Source organism: Marinisporobacter balticus (genome assembly GCF_004345705.1).
Lineage (GTDB): Bacteria > Bacillota > Clostridia > Peptostreptococcales > Thermotaleaceae > Marinisporobacter > Marinisporobacter balticus.
Genome location: NZ_SLWV01000001.1, coordinates 126,522 through 151,665, shown reverse-complemented (window position 1 = coordinate 151,665; position 25,144 = coordinate 126,522). Strand labels below are relative to the sequence as shown.

25 protein-coding genes are annotated in these 25,144 nt (G+C 32.6%); all 25 read left to right on the top strand.

The annotated features are described in order from the left end of the window. The first annotated feature begins 45 nt into the window (after positions 1–45). The 25 genes from tsf to EV214_RS00595 all read left to right on the top strand — a co-directional run bounded on the left by tsf (position 46) and on the right by EV214_RS00595 (position 25,093). A complete protein-coding gene (gene tsf, locus EV214_RS00715) occupies positions 46–963 on the top strand; it encodes a translation elongation factor Ts (RefSeq protein ID WP_132241677.1) in 918 nt (305 codons plus the stop codon). A 109-nt stretch (positions 964–1,072) separates the two neighbouring features. Beyond that, a complete protein-coding gene (gene pyrH, locus EV214_RS00710; protein WP_132242031.1) occupies positions 1,073–1,786 on the top strand; it encodes a UMP kinase in 714 nt (237 codons plus the stop codon). 3 nt (positions 1,787–1,789) lie between these two features. Then, positions 1,790–2,347 (top strand): ribosome recycling factor, encoded by a 558-nt coding sequence (frr, locus tag EV214_RS00705; RefSeq protein ID WP_132241675.1) that lies wholly within the window; start codon positions 1,790–1,792, stop codon positions 2,345–2,347. Positions 2,348–2,350: 3 nt separating this feature from the next. After that, the gene (locus EV214_RS00700; protein ID WP_132241673.1) at positions 2,351–2,536 is read left to right on the top strand and encodes a hypothetical protein; all 186 of its coding nucleotides are present in this window, start codon (positions 2,351–2,353) and stop codon (positions 2,534–2,536) included. A 66-nt stretch (positions 2,537–2,602) separates the two neighbouring features. After that, on the top strand, positions 2,603–3,370 hold the full coding sequence (locus EV214_RS00695; protein ID WP_330571212.1) for an isoprenyl transferase: 768 nt from the start codon (positions 2,603–2,605) through the stop codon (positions 3,368–3,370). A 14-nt stretch (positions 3,371–3,384) separates the two neighbouring features. Continuing rightward, positions 3,385–4,170 (top strand): phosphatidate cytidylyltransferase, encoded by a 786-nt coding sequence (locus EV214_RS00690; protein ID WP_132241671.1) that lies wholly within the window; start codon positions 3,385–3,387, stop codon positions 4,168–4,170. Positions 4,171–4,239: 69 nt separating this feature from the next. Further along, entirely contained in the window at positions 4,240–5,397 is a 1,158-nt protein-coding gene (locus EV214_RS00685; RefSeq protein WP_132241669.1) for a 1-deoxy-D-xylulose-5-phosphate reductoisomerase, read from the top strand. A gap of 2 nt (positions 5,398–5,399) precedes the next feature. Continuing rightward, positions 5,400–6,422, top strand: coding sequence for an RIP metalloprotease RseP (rseP, locus tag EV214_RS00680; RefSeq protein ID WP_165916152.1), 1,023 nt, complete (start codon positions 5,400–5,402; stop codon positions 6,420–6,422). 14 nt (positions 6,423–6,436) lie between these two features. Further along, positions 6,437–7,492, top strand: coding sequence for a flavodoxin-dependent (E)-4-hydroxy-3-methylbut-2-enyl-diphosphate synthase (ispG, locus tag EV214_RS00675; protein ID WP_132241665.1), 1,056 nt, complete (start codon positions 6,437–6,439; stop codon positions 7,490–7,492). A gap of 66 nt (positions 7,493–7,558) precedes the next feature. Then, positions 7,559–11,827, top strand: a complete 4,269-nt coding sequence (locus EV214_RS00670; RefSeq protein ID WP_132241663.1) for a PolC-type DNA polymerase III — start codon at positions 7,559–7,561, stop codon at positions 11,825–11,827. A gap of 194 nt (positions 11,828–12,021) precedes the next feature. Further along, positions 12,022–12,486 carry a ribosome maturation factor RimP gene (gene rimP / locus EV214_RS00665; RefSeq protein ID WP_207669593.1) on the top strand — a complete coding sequence of 155 codons (465 nt, stop codon included), beginning with the start codon at positions 12,022–12,024 and terminating at the stop codon, positions 12,484–12,486. Positions 12,487–12,502: 16 nt separating this feature from the next. Next, complete coding sequence (gene nusA, locus EV214_RS00660; RefSeq protein ID WP_132241661.1) at positions 12,503–13,561, top strand: transcription termination factor NusA; 1,059 nt, start codon at positions 12,503–12,505, stop codon at positions 13,559–13,561. Positions 13,562–13,574: 13 nt separating this feature from the next. Further along, entirely contained in the window at positions 13,575–13,847 is a 273-nt protein-coding gene (gene rnpM / locus EV214_RS00655) for an RNase P modulator RnpM (protein WP_132241659.1), read from the top strand. Next, positions 13,837–14,163 carry a L7Ae/L30e/S12e/Gadd45 family ribosomal protein gene (locus EV214_RS00650; protein ID WP_132241657.1) on the top strand — a complete coding sequence of 109 codons (327 nt, stop codon included), beginning with the start codon at positions 13,837–13,839 and terminating at the stop codon, positions 14,161–14,163. Before rnpM ends, EV214_RS00650 begins: the two co-directional genes overlap by 11 nt. 2 nt (positions 14,164–14,165) lie before the next feature. Then, a complete protein-coding gene (infB, locus tag EV214_RS00645; protein WP_132241655.1) occupies positions 14,166–16,172 on the top strand; it encodes a translation initiation factor IF-2 in 2,007 nt (668 codons plus the stop codon). A gap of 27 nt (positions 16,173–16,199) precedes the next feature. Next, the gene (gene rbfA / locus EV214_RS00640; RefSeq protein WP_132241653.1) at positions 16,200–16,571 is read left to right on the top strand and encodes a 30S ribosome-binding factor RbfA; all 372 of its coding nucleotides are present in this window, start codon (positions 16,200–16,202) and stop codon (positions 16,569–16,571) included. Then, positions 16,555–17,526: a DHH family phosphoesterase gene (locus tag EV214_RS00635; RefSeq protein ID WP_132241651.1), complete on the top strand. Its 972-nt coding sequence runs from the start codon at positions 16,555–16,557 to the stop codon at positions 17,524–17,526. Before rbfA ends, EV214_RS00635 begins: the two co-directional genes overlap by 17 nt. A gap of 8 nt (positions 17,527–17,534) precedes the next feature. After that, on the top strand, positions 17,535–18,428 hold the full coding sequence (truB, locus tag EV214_RS00630) for a tRNA pseudouridine(55) synthase TruB (RefSeq protein ID WP_132241649.1): 894 nt from the start codon (positions 17,535–17,537) through the stop codon (positions 18,426–18,428). Positions 18,429–18,440: 12 nt separating this feature from the next. Next, positions 18,441–19,382 (top strand): bifunctional riboflavin kinase/FAD synthetase, encoded by a 942-nt coding sequence (locus EV214_RS00625; RefSeq protein WP_132241647.1) that lies wholly within the window; start codon positions 18,441–18,443, stop codon positions 19,380–19,382. Positions 19,383–19,498: 116 nt separating this feature from the next. Beyond that, the gene (rpsO, locus tag EV214_RS00620) at positions 19,499–19,762 is read left to right on the top strand and encodes a 30S ribosomal protein S15 (RefSeq protein ID WP_207669599.1); all 264 of its coding nucleotides are present in this window, start codon (positions 19,499–19,501) and stop codon (positions 19,760–19,762) included. Between the two features lie 194 nt (positions 19,763–19,956). Beyond that, on the top strand, positions 19,957–22,062 hold the full coding sequence (pnp, locus tag EV214_RS00615) for a polyribonucleotide nucleotidyltransferase (RefSeq protein WP_207669592.1): 2,106 nt from the start codon (positions 19,957–19,959) through the stop codon (positions 22,060–22,062). Positions 22,063–22,160: 98 nt separating this feature from the next. Next, positions 22,161–22,871: a polysaccharide deacetylase family protein gene (locus EV214_RS00610; protein ID WP_132241641.1), complete on the top strand. Its 711-nt coding sequence runs from the start codon at positions 22,161–22,163 to the stop codon at positions 22,869–22,871. 89 nt (positions 22,872–22,960) lie between these two features. Then, complete coding sequence (locus tag EV214_RS00605) at positions 22,961–24,220, top strand: M16 family metallopeptidase (RefSeq protein ID WP_132241639.1); 1,260 nt, start codon at positions 22,961–22,963, stop codon at positions 24,218–24,220. An 88-nt stretch (positions 24,221–24,308) separates the two neighbouring features. Beyond that, a complete protein-coding gene (dut, locus tag EV214_RS00600; RefSeq protein ID WP_132241637.1) occupies positions 24,309–24,749 on the top strand; it encodes a dUTP diphosphatase in 441 nt (146 codons plus the stop codon). 74 nt (positions 24,750–24,823) lie between these two features. Then, on the top strand, positions 24,824–25,093 hold the full coding sequence (locus EV214_RS00595; protein ID WP_132241635.1) for a YlmC/YmxH family sporulation protein: 270 nt from the start codon (positions 24,824–24,826) through the stop codon (positions 25,091–25,093). Positions 25,094–25,144 lie beyond the last annotated feature (51 nt).

Genomic DNA, 25,144 nt, shown 5'->3' with positions numbered 1-25,144 from the left:
CTCTTACCCATTCTAATATACTAATGTACTTAAGGAGGCGTTCTTATGGCTGTTACAGCAGCAATGGTAAAAGAACTAAGAGAAAAAACAGGTGCAGGAATGATGGACTGCAAAAAAACGTTAATGGAAGCAAATGGGGATATGGATAAAGCAATTGACATTTTAAGAGAAAAAGGTTTAGCAAAAGCAGCTAAAAAATCAGGAAGAATTGCAGCAGAAGGTTTAGTAGACATCTGCATGAATGAAAACAATACAAAAGCAGTTGTAGCTGAGGTAAACTCTGAAACTGACTTCGTTGCGAAAAATGATGAATTTAAAAAGTTTGTAAAAGATGTAGCTATTACAGCGCTAAATTCTGATAAAGCAAATGCAGAAGAACTATTAAATGAAAAATATTTAGATACAGATGCAACAGTACAAGAGACATTAAATGATAAAATTGCTAAAATAGGCGAAAATATGAGTGTAAGAAGATTCGAGAGAATAGAAATGGAAAATGGAAAAGTAGCAGGATATATCCACGGGGGTGGAAAAATAGGCGTATTAGTTGGATTAGAAACAAGTTCTGATTCAGAAGAAATCCTTGCTTTAGGAAAAGATATCGCGATGCAAGTTGCTGCTATGAATCCAAAATATATTTCTAGAGATGATGTGGATGCAGCGTACATAGAACATGAGAAGGAAATATTAAAGCAACAAGCATTAAATGAAGGAAAAGATGCGAATATCGTAGAAAAAATGATTGTTGGTAGACTCAATAAACAATTAAAAGAAGTATGTTTATTAAATCAAGCATTTGTAAAGAATCCAGATTTATCCGTAGAACAATTAATTAAAGAAACAAGTAATAAACTTGGAACTGAAATTAAAGTGATAAGTATAGCTAGATTTGAAGTAGGAGATGGATTAGAGAAAAAAGAAGAGAATTTTGCAGAAGAAGTAGCTAAACAAATAAATAAGTAATTTTTTAAAATTAAAGATAGAGAACACGAATTGTGTTCTCTTTTTAACTAAAAAACAAATTTAAAGGTTTTTTTCGAGATGTGTAGAATAATAAAAACGGGGGTTGTATATAGTGGAGCCTAAATATAAAAGAATTATATTAAAATTAAGTGGAGAAGCTTTAGCAGGAGAAAAAGGTTTCGGATTAGATGAAAAGACCCTTGATGCAATTGCAAAACAAGTCAAAGAAATTTCAGGGTTAGGCGTTGAAGTATCTATCGTTGTTGGAGGAGGAAATTTTTGGAGAGGTCGCAGTAGTGAAGGTATGGATCGAACAACTGCCGATTACATGGGAATGTTAGCGACAGTAATTAATGCATTGGCATTGCAAGATGCACTTGAAAGCATTGATATTTCCACACGTGTGCAAACAGCAATAGAAATGCGACAAATTGCAGAACCTTATATAAGAAGAAAAGCAGTTAGACACTTAGGAAAAGGAAGAGTTGTTATTTTTGCTGCTGGAACAGGAAATCCATATTTTTCGACAGATACAACAGCAGCATTAAGAGCAGCAGAAATTGAAGCAGAAGTAATTTTATTAGCAAAAAAGGTTGATGGTGTATATGATTCAGATCCAAAGATTAACCCAGATGCAAATAAATTTGATGAACTAACATATATTGATATATTAAGTAAAGGATTAGGGGTAATGGACTCAACTGCATCTTCACTTTGCATGGATAATAAAATTCCGATTATTGTATTTGGCTTGAATGAACCTGAAAATATTAAGAAAGTAATTTTAGGAGAAAAAATTGGAACATTGGTAAAGGAGGTATAAATGATGAGTACACAAGCATATAAAGCATTAGAAGAGAGAATGGAAAAAACGATTAGTGTATTTAGAGAAGATCTAAATGCGATTAGAGCAGGAAGGGCAAATCCAGCATTATTAGATAAAATCATTGTAGAGTATTATGGAACGCCTACACCACTCAAGCAAATGGCAGGGGTTTCAGCACCTGAACCTAGAGCATTAATCATACAGCCTTATGACAAGACATCTATTCAAGCAATTGAAAAGGCGATATCTCAATCCGATTTAGGTATTAATCCATCTAACGATGGGAAAATTATTCGATTAGCAATCCCACAGTTAACAGAAGAAAGAAGAAAAGAGTTAATAAAGATTGTTAAAAAGACTGGTGAAGGCGCAAAGGTTGCTATAAGAAATGAGCGAAGAGATGCCAATGATCAGCTAAAAAAAATGCAAAAAAATAGTGAAATAACAGAAGATGATTTAAAGGCGGCAGAAGATAAAGTACAAAAGATGACCAATAAATCTATAGAAATGATAAATGATTTGGTTAGTAAAAAGGAAAAAGAAATGTTGGAGGTATAATATTTGAGTGAAGCAACGGACGTAGTTGGATTACATTTACAAAAGGCTGTTGAAATACTTAATGCGGAATTCCAAATATCCATAAAAAAGACGAGGGCGCCTAAAAATGACCAAAATCTAGAAGAATGCAGAGTAATCAAACAAAAAAATACTGATTACAACATAGAATTAACAGTTAGTTATTTTTAAGCCCCCATCCTATTAGGGGGTTTTAAAATATTTCTTTTAGTAATAGCTATTTGGAGGAATTATAAAATGAAATCGATGAAAAATATCTTTTCTAGTAGAAAGAGAAGAGTTGACGATAAAAAATTAGATATGACAAGACTACCGAAACATATAGCAATTATAATGGATGGAAATGGACGATGGGCAAAAAAGAGAGGACTACCAAGGACAGCAGGACATAAGGCGGGGGTAGAAGCTTTAAGGGATATTATTCGTACATGTTCTACTTTAAATATCAAGTATTTAACTTTATATGCATTTTCTACAGAAAACTGGAAAAGACCAAAGGATGAGGTATCTGCTTTGATGCAGTTGCTTGTTCACTATTTAAAAAAAGAAATAATAGAATTACATAAAAATAATGTAAGGATCAGAACCATTGGGGATATAAGTGGGCTCTCTCAGGTTGCCCGTAAAGAAATCGATATTGCAATAGAATTGACAAAAAATAATGATGGATTAGGCGTGAATATTGCACTCAATTATGGCGCTAGAGCTGAGATGATCAAGGCTGTTAAAGAGATGTGTCAAAAAGTAAAAAATAATGAAATAGCTATTGAAAATATTGATGAAAATGAATTTGAGCAATGCTTATACACAAAAGGAATACCTGATCCTGATCTAGTGATTCGTCCAAGTGGTGAATTTAGAATAAGTAATTTTTTATTATGGCAGATTGCCTATAGTGAATTTTGGTTTTCAAATATTTTTTGGCCAGACTTTAATGGGGAATGTTTAATGGAAGCGATTATAGATTATCAAAAAAGAGATAGAAGATTCGGAGGAATTAAATAAAGGTGGTGATATAGATGCGTACAAGAATTATATCTGCACTATTTGCTATACCATTGTTTTTGTTTGTCATATTAGAAGGCGGGATTATTCTTGATGTGTCAGTATTTATATTAGCATTAATAGGAATCAATGAATTTTTTAATGCTTTTAAAAATATCAAAATTTTACCGTCAAAGCCTATAGGCGTATTGAGCACTATCTTTATGTTTACCATTGCTTTGAGAACTACCAACATAAAATGGATGATGTTATGGTTTTTTGTGTGTATGCTACTGGTATTAGTAAATAATCTACTAAAGAAGGAAATGGATATTCTTGCATCAAGTATTACGAGTATGGGTATATTTTACATAGTCTTTTTTATGTATCATATTGTTTTTATTGCTCATCATAGTAAATATAGTCTATTACTTTGGATGGTATTTCTTGTTGCTTGGGCAACAGATACGTTTGCATATTTTACGGGCTATTTTTTTGGTTCGACAAAACTTTGTCCTAATATTAGTCCTAAAAAAACTGTGGAAGGTGCTATAGGCGGCATAGCAGGGAGTGTTCTTATAAGTGGAATTTGGGGATACTTAGTTGCACCTGGAATTCTTATGCACTGTCTCATCATTGGATTTATAGGAAGTATTCTTGGACAATTTGGAGATTTAACAGCATCCATTTTCAAAAGATATACGGGAATCAAAGATTATGGAAAAATCATGCCAGGTCATGGTGGTGTTTTAGATAGATTTGATAGTATACTTTTTACTGCACCAGCAGTATATTATTATATGATTTTTTTTATAAAATAATTTTTAAAATGCAATAATGGCTTTTTATACTTTCACATAAAAAGTTTTAATATCTGAAAGGATGATTTTATGAAATGTATTAGCATACTAGGATCTACAGGCTCAATAGGAACACAAACACTAGATGTTGTTAGAAATAATAAAGAAAAATTCAATATAGTGGGTTTGAGTGCAAATAATAATATTGATCTCTTGGAAAAACAAATAAAAGAATTTCATCCAGTAGCAGTATCTGTTATGAATGAGAAAAAAGCTTTAGAACTTAAAAAAAGATTAGGAAATATCAAAACAAAAGTATTCTATGGATTGGACGGGTTAACAACTATTGCTACATTAGAAGCGTCTGATTTGATTGTTACTGCCGTGGTTGGAATGATAGGATTAATTCCTACTATAGAGGCAATTAAGTGTAAAAAAGATATTGCACTTGCAAACAAAGAGACCCTTGTGACAGCAGGAGAAATTGTTATGAAGGAGGCAAAAAGAAACAATGTAGCTATTCTTCCAGTAGATAGTGAACATAGTGCTATATTTCAATGCTTGATGGGGTATACTTTAAAGGATATTAGAAGAATTATATTAACCGCTTCAGGGGGACCTTTTAGAGGATATAAAAAAGCGCAACTGCAGGATGTAACCGTTAAAGAGGCGCTAAATCATCCTAAATGGAATATGGGCAAAAAAATTAGTATCGATTCGGCAACACTTATGAATAAAGGCTTAGAAATAATTGAAGCAAAATGGCTTTTTGATTTAAGTTTAGACCAGATTGATGTAGTGATTCATCCTCAAAGTATCATTCATTCCATGGTAGAATATAAAGACAGTTCTGTGATTGCACAAATGGGTTATCCAGACATGCGTGTACCCATTCAATTTGCACTAACATATCCAAGTAGAACAAAGAATAATTATAAAAAATTAAATTTATTAGAGGTTGCAACTTTAACCTTTGAAAAACCAGATAGAGATACTTTTCCTTGTTTAAATCTTGCTTATGAAGCATTAAGAATAGGGGGTAGTTTACCAACAGTACTAAATGCAGCAAATGAAGAGTTGGTGGCGCTTTTTATACAACAAAGAATTGGGTTTTATGATATACCAAGGATTGTAGAACTAGCTTTAGAAAAACATGACGTTCAGTATGAATTAACCATTGATGAGATTATTCAAATGGACAGATGGGCAAGAAATTTTGTGAAAAAAATATCATTTAAGGCGGTGTAATGATGGGAACGATATTGATTATATTGGTTGCTTTATTAGTTTTTGGCCTTTTGGTAGTATTTCATGAATTTGGGCATTTTGGGGTTGCAAAACTTGTAGGGATTAAAGTCCATGAATTTGCAATTGGGATGGGTACTAGAATTTTAAAAGTAAAGGGTAAGGAAACGGAATATTCAATCAGAATTCTTCCTATAGGTGGATATGTAAAAATGGAAGGTGAAGATGAACATTCAAAGGATGAAAGAAGTTTTAATAATAAACCCATATGGGCTAGAATACTCGTGATTGTTGCGGGACCTGTTATGAATTTTGTGTTAGCGATTTTTCTATTTACCATGATGTTTTATATGATGGGATTTCCAACAAATCGTCCAATTGTAGGTGAAATAATACCAGATTTTCCTGCACAAATAGCAGGGATTGAGGCAGGGGATGAAATCATTTCTATTAGTGGAAAAGAAATGGATACTTGGGAAAAAATCGTTGAAACAATCCATGAAAATAAAGACAAAGATTTACGTATAAAAATACGAAGAGATGGTGAAGAAAAGAATTTTTCTATTAAATCTAGAGTCAATGAAGGAACAAAACAATTCATGATTGGTATTTCACCGACGCTAGAAAAATCTTTTATAAAATCCTTTACAAATAGCTTCAGTAAAACTATAGATGTCATAAAAGAAATGATTGGTTTCTTTGGAAAGTTGTTTAGTGGCAGTGCTTCTGCAAAAGATGTTGTTGGACCAGTCGGGATTATTTATTTAGTTGGAGAAGCGGCAAAGACAAATATATACTATGTACTACATTTAGCAGGATTAATTAGTGTAAATTTAGGCGTTGTAAATTTGCTCCCTATTCCAGCGCTAGATGGTGGAAGATTGGTTTTCTTAATGATAGAAGGTTTGACTGGCAAGCCTCTTGATCCAGAAAAAGAAGGGTTTGTTCATTTTACAGGATTTGTTCTATTAATGGGTTTAATGTTATTCATGGTATACAAAGACATCGTAAGATTTAATCTGTTTTAAGGTTGAGGTGAAAAATGAATATTAAAAGAAAAAAAACAAAAGTTGTTTCCTGTGGACATATAAAAATTGGTGGAAATTTCCCTATCTCCATACAATCTATGACCAATACAGATACAAGAGATGTGTTTGCTACGATTGAACAAATGAAACGTCTTGAAGAGGCTGGATGTGAAATTGCAAGAGTGGCAGTCTTAGACCTAGAAGCGGCAGATGCAATAAAAGCATTAAAAGCTAAAACGAATATGCCTATTGTAGCGGATATACATTTTGATTATAGGTTGGCACTAAAATGTATTGAAAATGGTGTTGATAAATTAAGACTCAATCCAGGAAATATTGGGGAGTTGGATCGCGTTAAAAAAGTTGTAATCGCTGCAAAAGAGAGAAACATTCCAATAAGAATTGGTGTAAATGCAGGATCTATTGATAAAAAAATGGTTACTAAATATGGGAGAGTTACGCCAGAAGCTATGGTTGAGAGTGCTTTAGAGCATGTAAACATCCTTGAAAATTTAAGTTTTGAAGATATTGTGATTTCTTTGAAATCATCAGATATAAAATTGACACTAGAATCCTATCGATTAATTTCTGAAAGGGTAGATTATCCCCTTCATATTGGCATAACGGAAGCTGGAACCATAAAGAGTGGCACTATAAAATCTAGTATAGGAGTCGGGGCATTACTCTTAGATGGCATAGGAGATACATTAAGAATTTCATTAACGGGAGATCCTGTAGAGGAAGTAAAGCTAGGTAGAGAAATCTTAAAATTAGTTGGGCTAAGAGATTTTGGGATAAAAATCATATCATGTCCAACGTGTGGAAGATGCCAAATTGATCTAATCAGTATTGCAAATAAAATAGAAAAAAAGCTTGAAAAAATAAATAAGCCTTTAACTGTAGCAATCATGGGATGCGCAGTAAATGGTCCAGGAGAGGCGAAGGACGCAGATATAGGAATTGCTGGAGGCAAATCATCAGCCCTATTATTTAAAAAAGGAAAAATCATTAAGAGAATTGAAGAAGATAAAATTGAGCAAGTTCTTTTAGACGAAATTCAGAAAATGTAGGGCACCTTCACCTAAACAGGTCATTAAGAGAAGGCTGCAATTTAGGTGGACGAAAGGGGGATAGTAATGGCTTATTTATTAAGTGATGTAATCAATAGCGTTGCCCCAAATAGGAATGGAAAAATAGATGCAATGGTTGAAAAGATAAAATATCATAAAGAAAGTAAAACATTAAACTTTATAATAATTTCTAGTAAAATTATTCGTAGATCTCTTTTAGACGATTTTAAAAAGGATATTAAAAAAAATATTCCTTTTGTGAAAGAAATAAAGTTTATCATTTTGTATAAAAATATTGAACTTGAACCAAATAATAACCTCCCTGTTTATTGGGAAAATATTGTTTATGCATTAAATAAAGCCATGCCTTCTACCATAGCTTGGTTGGATCATGCAAATTTCAGGTTAGAAAATGAAACATTAATTATTTGCATTGAAAGTGATATAGGGGTGGAAAACTTAAAAGGAAAAAAAGTGGATCATTTTATAAAAGAAATGGTTGAATCAGAATTTGATAAAAATATAAAAGTACTCTTTGAAGTAGGTAAAATTTCAAAGAGTGATCAGAAAGAGGCATATAAAAAAGAAAAAGAAACACAAACACAAGCAATTCTTCAAGGTCTATTAGTAAATGTAGATAGAACCCCTCAAAGAGAAATAAAACAGAACAATATAACTGGCGATGTAATATTGGGTAAAAAAATCAATGAACTGACAACACCTATTCCAAACATTAATGAAGAATCAGGAATTGTTTCCATTGAAGGAGAAATATTTGACGTTGAATGGCGAGAATTAAAAAACGGAAAAAGTTTATGTGTATTAAGTGTGACGGACTATAAGGGATCTATGGCTGTAAAGATTTTCGCAAAAAAGGAAGACGTAGATGGGCTAACAGAGGTTTTGAAGAAAGAACAATATATTAAAGCTAGAGGAGATGCCCGCTATGATACCTTCTCAAGAGAAATTGTAATTATGGCAAAAGATATGGTAAAGGGACAACCCAAAATAAGGATGGATAAAGCAGAAAAGAAACGAATAGAATTACATGCCCATACACAAATGAGTTCTATGGATGGCGTATCCTCAGCAGCAAGCCTTGTAAAAAGAGCAGCTAAGTGGGGACATCCTGCAATTGCCATTACAGACCATGGTGTGGTACAGGCTTTTCCAGAGGCAATGGATGTAGCGAAAAAAAATGGTATAAAAGTTATTTATGGCGTGGAAGGATATTTAGTAAACGATGGGGAGCCTATTGTAATAGGGAACAATACAAAAGGGATCAATCAATGTTATGTGGTATTTGATATAGAAACGACAGGGTTATCTAGTAAAAACGATAAAATAACGGAAATTGGTGCTGTAAAAATTCGAGATAATGAAATTATAGATCGGTTTAATGTTTTAGTAAATCCTGAAATGCCTATACCACCTAAAATCGTTGAACTTACTGGGATCACAGATGATATGGTAAAAAATCAACCTAGCATTGAAAAAATTTTGCCGAAGTTTCTAGCATTCTTAGAAGACGTTCCTGTTGTTGCCCATAATGCGGGATTTGATACAGCGTTCATTAAAGAAAATTGTAATAAAATAGGACTTGGTTTTAATAATCCTATTGTAGATACTTTACGATTATCAAAAATTTTACTTCCAAACTTAAAAAGATTTCGACTAAATATTGTTGCCAAGGAGCTTGGCATAGCATTAAATAATCATCATAGAGCTGTTGATGATGCAGAAGCGACTGCAAATATTTTTATACAGTTTTTGGCTATGTTAAAAGAGAGAGGGATTACCCAATTAAATCAGTTAAATGACTTATATGCGAAGTTCGTAGATGTAAAAAAGCTAGATACTTTTCATGTCATCATATTGGTGAAGAATTATACAGGGTTAAAGAATTTGTATAAAATTATTTCTACGTCACATATGGAGCACTTTTATAAAAAACCGAGAATTCCTAAATCATTATTATCGCAGATGAGAGACGGACTGATTATAGGAACTGCATGTGAAGCTGGAGAATTGTATAGAAGCATATTGGGGAATAAATCAAATCAAGAAATTGAAAATATTATAAAATATTATGATTATTTAGAAATACAGCCTATAGATAATAATCAGTTTTTAATAGAAAAAGGACTGGTAAAGGGTACAGAGGAATTAAAAGAAATCAATAGACAGATTGTAAATTTAGGAAAACAATATCATAAACCTGTAGTTGCAACAGGAGATGTACATTTTTTAGATCCTAAAGATGAAGTGTATAGAAGAATACTAATGGCTGGGCAAGGCTTTAGTGATGCAGATAATCAGGCGCCACTTTATTTAAGAACAACCAATGAAATGTTAGAAGAGTTTAAGTATTTAGGAGAAAATACAGCCATGGATGTCGTAATCAATCATCCTGATGCAATCGCTCAAATGATAGATCCTATAATACCCATACCAGAGGATACCTATCCACCTATTATAGAAGGTGCGGATGAGGATTTAAGAAATATGTGCTATGAAAAAGCAACGAGAATCTATGGAGATCCATTACCCGATATTGTTAAAAAAAGATTAGATAGAGAGCTAAATTCCATTATTAGTAATGGCTATGCAGTTATGTATATAATCGCCCAAAAACTTGTAACAAAATCCTTAAGTGATGGCTATTTGGTAGGTTCAAGAGGTTCTGTAGGGTCTTCTTTTGTTGCGACCATGAGCGATATAACAGAAGTAAATCCGCTGCCACCTCACTATATATGCAACACATGCAAACATTCAGAGTTTATCACGGATGGTTCAATCGGAAGTGGTGCAGATCTACCTGATAAAAAATGTCCTATGTGTAGTCATAATTATGTAAAAGAAGGGCATGATATCCCTTTTGAAGTTTTTTTAGGATTTGAAGGAGATAAAGAGCCAGATATAGATCTTAATTTTGCTGGAGAATACCAACCAAATGCACATAAGTATACAGAAGTATTATTTGGGGAAGGATATGTATTTAGAGCTGGAACCATTGGCACGATAGCGGATAAAACAGCCTATGGATTTGTGAAGAAATATTTTGAAGGGAAAGATCAGATTATTAACAACCGAGAGATTAATCGACTAACACGCGGGTGCACAGGCGTAAAAAGGACGACTGGACAACATCCAGGGGGTGTTATGGTGGTACCAAATTATAAGGAAATATTTGATTTTACACCTATTCAGTATCCTGCGAATGATGGGTCATCAGGAATTATTACAACACATTTTGATTATCATTCGATTAGTGGTAGATTATTAAAACTTGATATCTTAGGGCATGATGTGCCTACTATTATTAGAATGCTACAAGATATCACTGGGATTGATCCTGTACACATTCCACTCGATGATCCACAAACAGTTCAAATATTTACGAGTCCTGATCCTCTTAAAATTATAGATGAAAATTTTCAATGTGAAGTAGGAAGTCTTGGTATTCCAGAGTTCGGGACGAAGTTTGTTAGACAAATGCTAGTAGATACACAGCCTACTACTTTTGCAGAGTTGGTTCGTATCAGTGGCTTGTCCCACGGGACAGATGTTTGGCTTAACAATGGACAGGACTTAGTTAGACAAAAAATAGCACCCTTAAAAGATGTAATTTCTACGAGAGATGATATTATGAATTATCTAATTTTAAAGGGGCTACCACCAAAAGCATCTTTTAAAATAATGGAAAAAGTAAGAAAAGGTAAGGGATTAATACCCGAAGATGAAGTGATGATGCATGAAAATAATGTTCCTCAGTGGTATATTGATTCCTGCAATAAAATTAAATACATGTTTCCTAAGGCGCACGCAGTTGCCTATGTTATGATGTCATTTAGACTTGCATATTTCAAAGTGCATCATCCGTTAGCTTTTTATGCAACCTATTTTACTACAAAAGCTTCAGATTTTGATGCTGAGCTTGTTGTGAAAGGAAAAGAAAGCATTAAGAACAAAATAAAGGAAATAGAAGAATTAGGGAATCATCTAACGCAAAAGGAAAAAGATTTGCTAACGGTTTTAGAAGTAGTTTATGAAATGTATTGTAGAGGGTTTGAATGTTTACCTGTAGATCTTTATAAATCCGATTCAGATAAATTTATTATTTCCAATGATAAACTGCTCCCACCGCTAAGGGCATTGCAAGGGGTAGGAGAAAATGCAGCTAGAAGTATTTGTAAGAGCAGAAAGAATAGAGAATTTATTTCTATGGAAGATATAAGGGAAAGAGCAAAGGTTACGAAGACGGTTATTGAAAATTTAAAAAATCATGGATGCTTAAATGGATTACCTGATACAAACCAGCTTTCCTTATTTTAGAGTTGCATATTTTTAAAGGTTATGCTATAATCTTGATGATAGGCATATAAGTTTTTTGTTGAAGAGTGGGACAGCACCCACTCTTTCCTGTTATTTACTTACTTTTATCTAAAGAATAATACGTGTATATTTTCGAAAGAATATGTATATAGCGTCTTACATAGTGAAAAAGGAATAAAAAGGGAGTGATAAGTGTGACAAAGAGACGTACTATTGATATTGTAGAAGAAATGGTTGTACCTTTTATAGATGATACAGAATTAGAACTAGTAGATACTGAATTTGTAAAAGAAGGACCAAACTGGTTTTTAAGAGTGTATATTGATAAACCAAGTGGTGTAAGCTTAGATGATTGTCAACTTGTAAGCAAGTTTTTAAGTGAAAAATTAGATGAAGCTGACCCGATTGAGCAAAATTATTATTTAGAAGTATCTTCACCTGGTTTAGATCGGTCATTAAAGAAAGATAAGGATTTTGAAACATACAAAGGAAGAATGATCGATGTGTATTTATATCATGCTTTAGATGGAAAAAAATTAATAGAGGGAGAATTAATTGGAATTCAAGATGGATCTGTCGTGTTAAAAATCCATACAGATGAAGAACTGAAAATACCAAGAGAAAAAATATCAAAGGTAAAATTAGCTATTACTATTTAACAAGGAGGTGGAATAAATGAATGGAGAGTTTATTGAAGCTTTAGGCCAAATTGAAAAGGAAAAAGGCATATCAAAAGAGATATTGATTGATACAATTGAAGCAGCTTTAATTTCTGCATATAAAAGGAACTACGGATCTGCTCAAAATGTGAAAGTATATATTAATAGAGAGAGTGGAGATGTAGGCGTATTTTCAGTGAAAAATGTTGTTGAAATAATTGAGGACGAATTGCTAGAAATGAGTATTGAGGATGCAAAAAAAATAAATAGCAATTATGGATTAGGGGATGTAGTAGAGAAGGAAGTTACCCCTAAAAACTTTGGAAGAATTGCTGCACAAACAGCAAAACAAGTAGTTGTGCAAAGAATTAGAGAAGCTGAAAGAGGTATTATTTTCGATGAGTTTATCAACCGAGAAAGCGAGATTGTTACAGGGCTTGTTCAACGAATGAGCAAAGGAAATGTTTTTATAGATTTAGGAAAAACAGAAGCAATTTTAACGCCTGCTGAGCAAATACCAGGAGAAGAATATAAGCACAATGACAGAATCAAGACGTATATTGTTGAGGTGAAAAAGACAACAAAGGGGCCTCAAATTCTTGTTTCAAGAACACATCCAGGACTTGTAAAGCGATTATTTGAATTGGAAGTTCCTGAAATTCATGATGGGATTGTAGAAATAAAAAGTATTTCTAGAGAAGCCGGTTCAAGAAGTAAAATAGCTGTATATTCTCATGATGAGAATGTTGATCCTGTGGGAGCATGTGTAGGACATAAAGGAACAAGAGTACAAGCAATTGTAGATGAAATGAAAGGCGAAAAAATTGATATTGTAAAATGGAATGATAATCCAGAAGAACTCATTGCAAGTGCATTGAGTCCATCAAAAGTATTAAAAGTGATTGTCAAAGAGAGTGAAAAAACAGCATTAGTAGTTGTTCCAGACTATCAATTATCTCTAGCAATTGGAAAAGAAGGTCAAAATGCAAGATTAGCTGCGAAATTAACAAACTGGAAAATTGACATTAAGAGTGAATCACAATACGAAAAGGCTAGTCAAGAAATAGAGGAATAGGAGGTATTGTATAATGAAAGTTAGAAAAATGCCCCTAAGAAAGTGTATAGGCTGTATGGAATCAAAACCAAAGAAAGAATTAATTAGAATTGTTCGGTCTAAAGATGGTGAGATGAAACTTGATGTGACGGGAAAATCTGCTGGCAGGGGAGCTTACATATGTAATGATATGGATTGCTTTAAAAAAATGCATAAAAAGAAAGGGCTAAATAAGGCTTTTCAACAAGAAGTGGATGAAGCGATTTATAAACAATTACAAGAGGAGTTAATAAAGAATGGAGAATAAAATTTTTTCTTTTTTAGGATTAGCTCAACGTTCGGGGAATTTAGTTACTGGTGAAGACACTTGTATATTTAATATAAAAAAAAATGCTGTTAAATTAGTAATTGTTGCAAATGATGCATCGAACAATACAAAGAAGAAATTCCAAGATGTGACAGGTCATAAGAATGTTAAATTTATCATATACGGAGAGAAAAAACAATTATCGCACGCTGTTGGGAAAATAAATAGAACCGTTTATGGTATAAAAGATGAAGCATTTGCAAATAAACTTTTTTCCCTTATTAAAGATTGTTTAAATAATTTAGGGGGTGAATGAATATGTCAAAACTAAGAGTATATCAATTAGCTAAAGAATTTGATATTTCTAGCAAAGAACTAATTAATAGATTAGTGGAACTTGGCATTACTGTAACAAATCATATGAGTACACTTGAAGAAGAGACGATAGGAATATTAAAAGAACTTTATGGAAAAGTGGAAGAAGAACCTGACGAAAAAAAAGTGACGGAAAAAAAGAATAAAAAAAATAAAGATTCTTCTGAAATAACAGAGCATAAGGAACAGAATGGAGATAAAAATATGATTAAAATTCCTGAAACGATTGCTGTGCAAGAGTTTTCTGAGAAAATAGAAAAAAATGTATCACAAATAATTACAAAATTAATGGGTTTAGGGGTTTTTGCTACAGCAAATCAAGAGATAGATTTTGATGTAGCGGCTACAATTGCTTTAGAATTTGGAATAGAAATTGAAAAAGAAGAAGTAAAGGAAGAAAATGAATTTGGTTTCGATCAAACGCCAGATAAACTGGAAGATTTAAAAGAAAGGCCGCCTGTAATAACTGTAATGGGTCATGTGGATCATGGTAAAACTTCGTTACTTGATGCAATAAGAGATACACATGTGACCGAGAGAGAAGCTGGGGGCATTACACAGCATATTGGTGCTTCGGAAGTAGAGCTAAATGGTAAAAGAATTGTATTTTTAGATACACCAGGTCATGCTGCTTTTACATCTATGAGAGCAAGAGGTGCGAGTATCACAGATATAGCTATTTTGGTTGTTGCAGCTGATGATGGTGTAATGCCTCAAACGATTGAAGCAATCAGCCATGCGAAAGCAGCAAATATTCCAATTATTGTAGCTTTAAATAAAATTGATAGACCAAATGCTAATCCAGATAAAGTAAAACAAGAGCTATCAGAAAATGGCGTTTTGATAGAAGAGTGGGGAGGAGACGTTATTTGTGCTCCTGTTTCAGCATTAAAAGGTGAAGGTATTGATAATTTATTGGAAATGATTCTACTTGTAGCAGAAATACTTGAATTAAAAGCAAATCCAAATAAGTTAGCTTTCGGAACAGTAATTGAAGCGAAATTAGATAAAAGTAGAGGCCCTGTAGCGACGATTCTTATACAAAATGGAACATTAAAAGTTGGAGATTCTATTGCAGCAGGAGCTGCTTATGGTAGAATCCGAGCAATGATTAATTCATTGGGTAAAAATATTAAAATAGCAGGTCCAGCAACAGCAGTAGAGATTTTAGGTTTATCAGATGTACCTGAAGCAGGAGATTCTTTTAATGCTACAAAAGAAGATAAAGTAGCGCGACAAGTTGTTGAAAAAAGACGTACAAAAATGAGAGAAGAAAATTTAAATGCAACAGCAAAAGTATCATTAGAAGATCTATTTAAGCATATACAAGATGGAAATGTTAAAGAACTAAATATTATTGTAAAAGCAGATGTGCAAGGTTCTGTTGAAGCTGTGAAACAGTCATTTTTAAAACTTAATAATGATGAAGTAAAAGTAAAAGTATTACATGGTGGAGTAGGAACTATTACAGAATCGGATATAATGCTTGCTTCAGCTTCTAATGCGATTATTATAGGATTTAATGTGCGACCTTCATCTACAGTAACGAATTTAGCAAAAGCAGAGAACGTAGACTTGAGAACATATAGAATCATATATGAGGCAATAGCAGATGTAGAAGCTGCTATGAAGGGAATGCTTGATCCAGAATACAAAGAAGTAGTACTGGGAAAAGTAGAAATAAGAGCAACTTTCAAAGTGCCAGGAGCAGGTATTATTGGCGGGGCTTATGTAAAAGAAGGAAAAGTGACAAGAAATTCAAAAGTAAGATTAGTTAGAGATGGTATTGTCGTATTTGAAGGAGAAATATCGTCCCTAAAGAGATTCAAAGATGATGCAAAAGAAGTTGCTACTGGCTATGAATGTGGAATAGGTCTTGAAAATTATAATGATATTAAAGAAGGCGATATTGTAGAAGCCTATATTATTGAGGAAATAAAAAGAGGTTAATAACTACCAAAGAAAGGTGGTTTTCATATGGGATATCCAAGAACAAATAGAATTAGTGAAGAAATAAAAAAATTGGTCAGCAATATGATATTAAATGAATTAAAAGATCCACGTATATCAACACTAACAAGTGTAGTGGATGTAGAAGTAACAAGAGACTTGAGATATGCAAACATTTTTATTAGCATATATGGAACCCAAGAAGAACAGGAAAATACAATGAAAGCATTAAAGAAAGCTTCCGGATTCATAAGAAAAGAGATGGGGAAGAAATTGAAATTAAGATATACGCCTGAGCCGATTATTAATATGGATCGATCTATAGAAAAAGGTGTATACATGTCAGATTTAATCAATAAAGTTACCCAAAAGGACGATCTCAATGAAGATACAGAATAAAACAGATATGGAAGTAGTGGGGAATCTTTTTCATAAGGCTCATAATATTCTTATTCTTCCGCATATACTTCCGGATGGAGATACAATAGGCTCATCAATAGCCCTTTATTTGGCATTGGAAAAAATTGGAAAACATCCACATATATTCCTAAAAGAAACTGTACCTGATAATATAAAATTTCTTTCGAATGGAAACATTTATAATAGGGTAGATAAATATTTTCAGTTTGATTTAGTTGTATCTATAGATTGTAGCGATATTGGAAGATTAGGGGATAGAGAAAGCTACATTGATAAAGCGAAGTGCAGTTTGAATATAGATCATCATGTTACGAACACCTATTTTGCAGATTATAATCTGGTTGATCCAAAAGCAGCCGCTACAGGAGAAATCATATATTTTCTAATTAATAGCTTAGGCATTTCAATTACAAAAGATATGGCTACTTGTTTATATACAGCAATATCAACAGATACAGGTAGTTTTAAGTACGATAATACAACGCATCAAACGCATAGCATAGCAGCCATATTGTTAGAGAAAAATATTGATTTGAATTTTATAACCACAGAGATTTATCAAAACAAGCCTATATATAAAGTAAAACTACTAATAGAAGTTTTAAATACGCTTGAATTTTATTGCGAAAATAAAGTAGTCATTTTATGTATTATGAAAGAACATATAGAAAAAACTGGCGCAAAATTAGAAGATACGGAAGGATTCATTGAATATGCAAGAGACATTGATGGGGTAGAAGTCGGGGTATTACTAAAAGAAATGGATCAGGGACAAATAAAAGTTGGTTTTAGAGCAAAGTATGATGTGGATGTAAGCAAGATTGCGAAAGTCTTTGATGGCGGAGGTCATAAAAAAGCTTCTGGTTGTACCATCCATGATAGTATAGAAAATGCAAAAAGAATAATCATAAATAGTATAAAAAATCATTTGTAGGTGATAACTTGAAAGGAATCATTAATGTTTTAAAACCTCCGAATATGACATCGCATGATGTGGTATATTTTATTAGAAGGATATTAAAAACAAAAAAAGTGGGGCATACAGGAACACTTGATCCAATGGCGGCTGGAGTATTGCCAATTTGTGTTGGAGAGGCCACGAAAGTAAGTCAGTATCTTTTAAATGATAAAAAAAAATATAGATGTGAAATGACTTTAGGCCATAATACAGATACGCAAGATCGGTGGGGGAAGATTATAAATACAAGACCAGTAAATGTTATAGAAAAAGACATTTATGATGTATTTGAATCATTTAAAGGAGAAATATACCAAATTCCCCCTATGTATTCAGCTTTAAAACATAAAGGGAAAAAATTATATGAGTTAGCACGTGAAGGAAAAGAAGTTGAAAGAAAAGAAAGAAAAATAAATATTTATGAACTTGAAATTATTCAGATAAGTGACAAGCAAATTCTCTTCGACGTATTATGCTCAAAGGGGACATATATTAGGGCTTTGTGTGAAGATGTTGGGAATAAATTACAATGTGGGGCGTGTATGTCTTTTCTATTAAGAACACAAAGTGGAAAATTTACCCTTGATGATACAGTGACATTAGAAGAGTTAGAAAAAGCATCTACCTATGAAATTGAGTCAAAGTATTTATTCGCGATGGAGTATCCACTTACCTTTATGCCAAAGGTAAATATAAAAGAAGAATCTAAAAAGTATTTGTTAAATGGAAATAACCTTTATCTAAAAAATATAGCATCACATGATGATTTTACACATGATGCTAGAGTAAGATTGTATGTAGAGAATCAATTTATTGGACTAGGAAAGATACAATCAGATAAAGACTTTTATATTGATGTGGATAGAGTTTTTAACTAAAGGGGCAGAAATATGGAAATCATAACTTCACTAGAAAATTTGAGTATAGATGGAAATACAGGTATTGCATTAGGGAGTTTTGATGGTGTGCATATGGGACATCAAGCCCTAATTGTGAATTTAGTAGAGAACTGCAAAAGGAAAGGTTTAAGAAGTATTGTTTATACTTTTAAGAATCATCCTAGGAAATTAACTTCTGTAAGCGGTGCACCCAAAAAGATTATATCTGATAAAAAGAAATTTGAAATTTTAGCGCAGCTTGGTGTCGATTATACTGTCTACATTGCATTTGATGATTATCAAAGGAATTTAGCGCCTGAAAATTTTATCAAGGAAGTCTTAAAAGATAAGCTCAAAATGTCTTATGGTATTGTTGGATTTGATTATCATTTTGGATATAAAGCAAAAGGAGATACGACACGGCTAAATGACTTAAAAGATAAATATGGGTATGATCTTATGGTTGTGAAAGCCATAAAAATTCAAGAGGAAGTTGTTAGTAGTACAAAAATTCGAGAATTTATCAAAGATGGCAATATGGGTAAAGTCAATTTGTTTCTAGGAAGAAATTACTCTATTACAGGAGAAGTTGTTCGTGGAAACGGATTTGGAAAAGAATTTGGATTTCCAACGGCAAATATTTCGGTAAGTGAAGCTTATATTTTACCAAGTATAGGCGTCTATATTACAAAAACCATTGTTGATAATAAGTGCTATTATAGTGTTACGAATGTAGGATATAATCCTACGATAGGAAATACTTCAATCCGTATAGAAACGCATATTTTAGATTTTAATGAGGAACTATATGGAAAAGAAATTGAAGTTATATTTTTCCAGAAATCTAGGGATGAATCAAAATTTGAAACCATTCATGAATTAATTGATCAAATTCATAAAGATATAGAACGTGTTAAAAAATTTTTTAGTATAGGATATTTCTATTTACAATAAAGCTTGCGTATGATAATATTATATACTGTAAAGAACCATATGCTATGTAATACGATTCTCCAACGGTTTACTTGGCATTTGGCGATATATATAATAAGGAGGTCATTATTATGACAATGAGTAAAGATAAGAAACAAGCGGTTATAGGAGAATACAAAGTACATGAAACAGATACAGGTTCTCCAGAGGTACAGGTTGCTATGTTAACAACTAGAATCAATGAGTTAAACGAACATTTAAAGGTACACAAAAAAGATCACCATTCTCGTCGTGGACTTTTAAAAATGGTGGGTAAGAGAAGAAATTTATTAAATTACTTAAAGAACATAGATATTGAAAGATATAGAACTGTTATTCAAAAATTAGGTTTAAGAAAGTAGTGAGTATTGAGCGGGGATGTCCCGCTCTATTATTTTATATAGTATTGATTGGATAGTTGTTTTTAGACTGGAAAGATAGTAAATCGAATAAAGTGTTTTTTTATTAAATTACATAAAGGATTTTTCATAATCATGTAGGAAATAATATAAATAACATCGAATTGATTAAGAAGTTATAGAGGAGGAGGTAAATGATGGAGAGAACATTTAAGACTACCATAGGTGGTCGAGCGTTTGAAGTAGAAGTAGGAAAAGTAGCCCAATTAGCAAATGGTTCAGCTTTAATCAGATATGGAGAAACGGTTGTTTTAGTTACAGCAGTTGCTTCAGCTACACCCAAAACAGGTATTGATTTTTTTCCATTAAGTGTGGATTATGAAGAAAAGTTATATTCTGTGGGGAAAATCCCAGGAGGATTTATTAAAAGAGAAGGAAGACCAAGCGAAAAAGCGATCCTTACATCAAGATTGATCGATAGACCTATAAGACCTTTGTTTCCTAAGGGATTTAGAAATGATGTACAAGTTATTGCTACGGTTCTTTCAGTAGATCAAGACTGTACACCAGATTTTGTTGCAATGGTAGGTTCATCTGTTGCATTATCAATATCAAGTATACCTTTTGATGGACCAACAGGTTCAGTAGTTATTGGATTGATTGATGGAGAATTTATAGTAAATCCTACTTTAGAACAAAGAGAGAAGAGCCAGATGCACTTAGTGGTTTCTGGTACAAAAGATGCAATTATGATGGTAGAAGCAGGGGCAGATATAGTTTCTGAAGAAGTTATGTTAAATGCTATTTTATTTGCACATGAAGAAATAAAAAAAATTGTAAGCTTTATAGAAGAAATTGTGAATGAAGTAGGTAAGCCAAAGATCGAAGTAAAATTATACAAGATAGACGAGGAAATTGAAAAAGAAGTAAGAGCCTTTGCTACTGAAAAGATGATTGAGGCTATTAAAACTGTAGAAAAATTAGAAAGAAATGAAAATATGGAAAATGTAAAAGCTGAGACACTAGTATATTTCGAAGAGAAATATCCTGAAAAGCTCAAAGATGTAAATGAAACTTTATATCAAATTACAAAAGAACAAGTAAGACATATGATTACACAAGAGGGGATTCGACCAGACAATCGTACATCTGAAGAAATCAGACCTATTTCCTGTGATGTAGCATTTCTACCTAGAACCCATGGAACTGGTTTATTTACTAGAGGACAAACCCAGGTGCTTACAGTAGCAACATTAGGAGCAATAGGAGATGCGCAGACAATCGATGGACTTGGAGAAGAAGAATCCAAACGATACATGCATCATTATAATTTTCCACCGTATAGTGTAGGAGATGCAAGGTTTTTAAGAGGTCCTGGAAGAAGAGAGATTGGACATGGTGCGCTAGCAGAAAGAGCATTAGTACCTGTTATTCCTGCAGAAGGAGATTTCCCTTATACCATTCGACTTGTATCAGAAGTGTTAAGTTCTAATGGAAGTAGTTCTCAAGCGTCTGTATGTGGAAGTACTTTAGCATTACTTGATGCAGGGGTACCAATTAAGGCACCTGTAGCAGGAATTGCAATGGGACTTATAAAGGAAGAGAATCAAGTAGCCATACTCAGTGATATTCAAGGAATGGAAGATTTCTTAGGAGATATGGATTTTAAAGTAGCAGGGACAAAAGAAGGAATTACTGCTATTCAGATGGATATTAAAATACATGGCATTGATAAATCCATATTACAAACGGCGCTGGAGCAGGCAAGAAAAGGAAGAATTTATATTTTAGATAAAATGAATGAAACCATTAAAGTGCCTCGTCAGGAACTTTCACCTTTTGCACCAAGAATTATAAACATGATGATTGATCCTGAAAAAATTAGAGCAGTAATTGGTTCAGGCGGAAAAACAATCAGTAAGATCATAGAGGAAACAAATGTAAAAATAGATATTGAAGATGACGGAAGAGTTTTTATTACTGCAGCAAATATGGAAGAGGGAAATAAGGCAGTAAAAATTATTGAAGGAATTGTGAAAGAAGCACAAGTTGGAGAAATTTATATGGGTAAAGTAATAAAAATTATGAATTTTGGTGCTTTTGTCGAAATACTTCCAGGTAAAGATGGATTACTTCACATTTCTCAAATTGCAAAAGAAAAAATTCCAAAAGTAGAAGATGTGTTAAAAGTTGGAGATGAAATTTTGGTGAAAGTTATTGAAATTGATAAGCAAGGAAGAATCAATCTATCAAGAAAAGTACTTCTAGAGAATGAAGAAAATAAAAAAGAACCAAAAGCATAAACCAGTCAGGTTTATGTTTTTTTATCTTTTAAATTATAAAGATTATTGAATAAATAAAAAATCTCTGAATATGCATCTAGTATATAGGAGGTGCATGCATGAGAATTTATATAATATCTAAAAAGATGTTTATAATCGTTTCATTTATTTTACTCATTACAATTATATTTTTGAGTTTTTATGTTGAGAATAGTATAGATACTTTCTTTATGGAAGAACTAGAGGAACCTATTCGAAATGGAGATGCCAATATGAATAAAATGGCATTTACGTGTAATGTTGATTGGGGAAATGAGGAAATTCCCAAAATATTAGATATTTTAGAAGAAAAAAACATAAAAATAACTTTTTTTGTTACAGGAAGATGGGCTTTGAAAAATCCTGAACTACTTAAATTCATTTATAGCAAAGGTCATGAAATTGGAAACCATGCCTATAGCCATAAGATGCATAGTAAAATTAGTGAGAAAGAAAATTATGACCAAATCAAGAAAACAGAAGATGCAATTATGAATGCATTAGGCATTAAGACGAAATATTTTGCACCACCATCAGGAGATTTTAATCAAACGACCCTAAAGGTTGCAAAAAATCTTGGATACAAGACAATACTTTGGAGTGTAGATACCGTTGACTGGAGAAAAGGCTCTAGCAAAGAAATTATTATTGCTAGAGTCATGAAAAAGCCCCATAAAGGAGCAATTCTTCTTATGCATCCAAAACCTGCAACGGTGGAGGCATTGCCTTTTTTAATTGATAAAATTAAAGAAGAGGACATAGAAATAGGAAGGATTTCTGATTTACTTTAAAACTGAGCGGATTGTTTTATCTTGATTATTCATGTATACTCAATTATAATAGCTATATGTTATCAACTAATGAAAAATAGGAGGAAAAGATGTATCAAAAATATACTTTAAGCAATGGTGTAAGAGTTGTTTTAGAGAAAATTCCACATGTGAAATCTGTGTCTCTTGGGTTTTGGGTAAAAACGGGCTCAATTCACGAAAATAAAACCAATAATGGGATAACCCATTTTATAGAACATATGCTTTTTAAAGGAACAGAAAAAAGAAATGCAAAGGAAATCGCTGCAGCGATAGATGATATAGGAGGGCAACTAAATGCCTTTACAAGCAAAGAATGTACTTGTTATTATGCAAAAGTACTAGATTCACATGTTGATATTGCAGTGGATGTATTAACAGATATGCTGTTTCACGCGCAGTTTAATGCAGAAGAAATCGAAAAAGAAAAAAGTGTTGTATTAGAAGAAATTAATATGTATGAAGATTCTCCTGAAGATAAGGTCCATGATTTATTATCAAAAACTGTATTTGACGGCCATACTATAGGTTTCCCAGTACTTGGAAACCATAAAACGGTAGAGAATTTTCAGAGAGAGGATTTACTAAATTATATTAAAAAGAATTATACAACTGAAAATATGGTCGTATCCGTGGCAGGAAATTTTAATGAAGCATTACTGCTTCAATTACTTGAAGAAAAATTCAAGATATTTACAAATAAAAAAGAAAAACAGGATTTAATCAATTGCCCTAAGTTTATTACAAACACGGCAATAAAATACAAAGATATTGAGCAATTACATTTATGCATAGGTCTAGAAGGGGTTCCTTTAATGAGTGATGATTATTATCCTTTATTACTTATGAATACAGTTTTTGGTGGCAGTATGAGTTCTAGATTATTTCAAAATATTAGAGAAGATAAAGGACTTGCCTATTCGGTATTTTCTTATCCTTCTTCCTATAAACAAAATGGGATCTTTACAATTTATGCGGGAATCAACCCAGCACAACTAGAAGGGGTTATGCAATCGATCAAGGATGAAGTCCATAATATTAAAAAATATGGACTTACTGAGGAAGAATTAGTAAAATCAAAAGAACAATTAAAAGGAAATTATATTTTGGGCTTAGAAAGCACGAGTAGTAGGATGTTATCCATTGGGAAATCGGAATTATTCTTAGAAAAAATTTATTCGCAAAAGGAAATTCTTAACAAGATTGATGAAATAAAAATGGAAGATGTACGTAACGTGATTGATAAAATCTTCGTGTTAGATAAAGTATCTATTGTGGCAGTGGGTAATATTGATGAAAAAACAGATATACGTGCATTTTTACAATCTTAAGATGTTAGCGTAAGCTAATATCTTTTTCACTTATTAGGAGCGTATAAAATATTTTTTTTGTGAAGAGATGACAAAAGGAGGAGAATAAATGTTAAAAATAAAAATAAAAACAAAAGATAATGTATTACTACCTAAATATGAAACCGTTGGATCAGCAGGAATGGACTTACATGCAAATATTGAAGAAACAATCACTTTAAAACCAGGAGAAAGAAAGTTGATTTCCACAGGGATCTTCATTCAATTACCAAAGGGACTAGAAGCACAAATTAGAGCAAGAAGTGGACTTGCAGTGAAATATGGTATTGGATTAGTAAATGGCGTGGGAACGATTGACAGTGACTATAGAGGTGAAATTAAGGTACCACTTATAAATTGGGGGGATGAAGATTTTCATATAGCGCCTAGTGATAGAATTGCTCAGATGGTCATTTGCAAATATGAAAAGATTACATGGGAAGAGGTAGAAATTTTAGATGAAACGAAAAGAGGTATTGGTGGATTTGGACACACAGGCATTTCCATGTAATAATATAAAAAATTTAAAAATAGAATAGAATAGAATAGAATAGAATAGATGATTGGTAAATAAGGGGGATGAAAATGAGGTTGAGCAAATTGGGGGGAAAAGAGATTGTAAATCTTAGTGATGGAGGGAGATTAGGCATTTTAGCAGAATCTGATTTATTGATAGATGAAAGAAATGGAAAAATCAGAGCTATATTAATTCCAGATTTTAAGAATCAGTTTTCTATTTTCTATGACAAAAATTATGTTGAAATTCCATGGAATTGTGTTAGAAAAATAGGCAATGATATGATTATTATTGAGTTAGAAGAGGCCGAGTTTCCAAAGAGTCACTTTTCTCTATGAAGAATTGAAATAGAATATATCCCCAAAATAGCAAGGATAGCATAAAATAGT

What these genes read in the sequence shown, in the direction of transcription:
- tsf (WP_132241677.1), top strand. Translation starts at nt 46, where the DNA reads ATGGCTGTTACAGCAGCAATGGTAAAAGAACTAAGAGAAAAAACAGGT.
- frr (WP_132241675.1), top strand. Translation starts at nt 1,790, where the DNA reads ATGAGTACACAAGCATATAAAGCATTAGAAGAGAGAATGGAAAAAACG.
- EV214_RS00695 (WP_330571212.1), top strand. Translation starts at nt 2,603, where the DNA reads ATGAAATCGATGAAAAATATCTTTTCTAGTAGAAAGAGAAGAGTTGAC.
- EV214_RS00690 (WP_132241671.1), top strand. Translation starts at nt 3,385, where the DNA reads ATGCGTACAAGAATTATATCTGCACTATTTGCTATACCATTGTTTTTG.
- EV214_RS00685 (WP_132241669.1), top strand. Translation starts at nt 4,240, where the DNA reads ATGAAATGTATTAGCATACTAGGATCTACAGGCTCAATAGGAACACAA.
- rseP (WP_165916152.1), top strand. Translation starts at nt 5,400, where the DNA reads ATGGGAACGATATTGATTATATTGGTTGCTTTATTAGTTTTTGGCCTT.
- ispG (WP_132241665.1), top strand. Translation starts at nt 6,437, where the DNA reads ATGAATATTAAAAGAAAAAAAACAAAAGTTGTTTCCTGTGGACATATA.
- EV214_RS00670 (WP_132241663.1), top strand. Translation starts at nt 7,559, where the DNA reads ATGGCTTATTTATTAAGTGATGTAATCAATAGCGTTGCCCCAAATAGG.
- nusA (WP_132241661.1), top strand. Translation starts at nt 12,503, where the DNA reads ATGAATGGAGAGTTTATTGAAGCTTTAGGCCAAATTGAAAAGGAAAAA.
- rnpM (WP_132241659.1), top strand. Translation starts at nt 13,575, where the DNA reads ATGAAAGTTAGAAAAATGCCCCTAAGAAAGTGTATAGGCTGTATGGAA.
- EV214_RS00650 (WP_132241657.1), top strand. Translation starts at nt 13,837, where the DNA reads ATGGAGAATAAAATTTTTTCTTTTTTAGGATTAGCTCAACGTTCGGGG.
- infB (WP_132241655.1), top strand. Translation starts at nt 14,166, where the DNA reads ATGTCAAAACTAAGAGTATATCAATTAGCTAAAGAATTTGATATTTCT.
- rbfA (WP_132241653.1), top strand. Translation starts at nt 16,200, where the DNA reads ATGGGATATCCAAGAACAAATAGAATTAGTGAAGAAATAAAAAAATTG.
- EV214_RS00635 (WP_132241651.1), top strand. Translation starts at nt 16,555, where the DNA reads ATGAAGATACAGAATAAAACAGATATGGAAGTAGTGGGGAATCTTTTT.
- EV214_RS00625 (WP_132241647.1), top strand. Translation starts at nt 18,441, where the DNA reads ATGGAAATCATAACTTCACTAGAAAATTTGAGTATAGATGGAAATACA.
- rpsO (WP_207669599.1), top strand. Translation starts at nt 19,499, where the DNA reads ATGAGTAAAGATAAGAAACAAGCGGTTATAGGAGAATACAAAGTACAT.
- pnp (WP_207669592.1), top strand. Translation starts at nt 19,957, where the DNA reads ATGGAGAGAACATTTAAGACTACCATAGGTGGTCGAGCGTTTGAAGTA.
- EV214_RS00610 (WP_132241641.1), top strand. Translation starts at nt 22,161, where the DNA reads ATGAGAATTTATATAATATCTAAAAAGATGTTTATAATCGTTTCATTT.
- EV214_RS00605 (WP_132241639.1), top strand. Translation starts at nt 22,961, where the DNA reads ATGTATCAAAAATATACTTTAAGCAATGGTGTAAGAGTTGTTTTAGAG.
- dut (WP_132241637.1), top strand. Translation starts at nt 24,309, where the DNA reads ATGTTAAAAATAAAAATAAAAACAAAAGATAATGTATTACTACCTAAA.
- EV214_RS00595 (WP_132241635.1), top strand. Translation starts at nt 24,824, where the DNA reads ATGAGGTTGAGCAAATTGGGGGGAAAAGAGATTGTAAATCTTAGTGAT.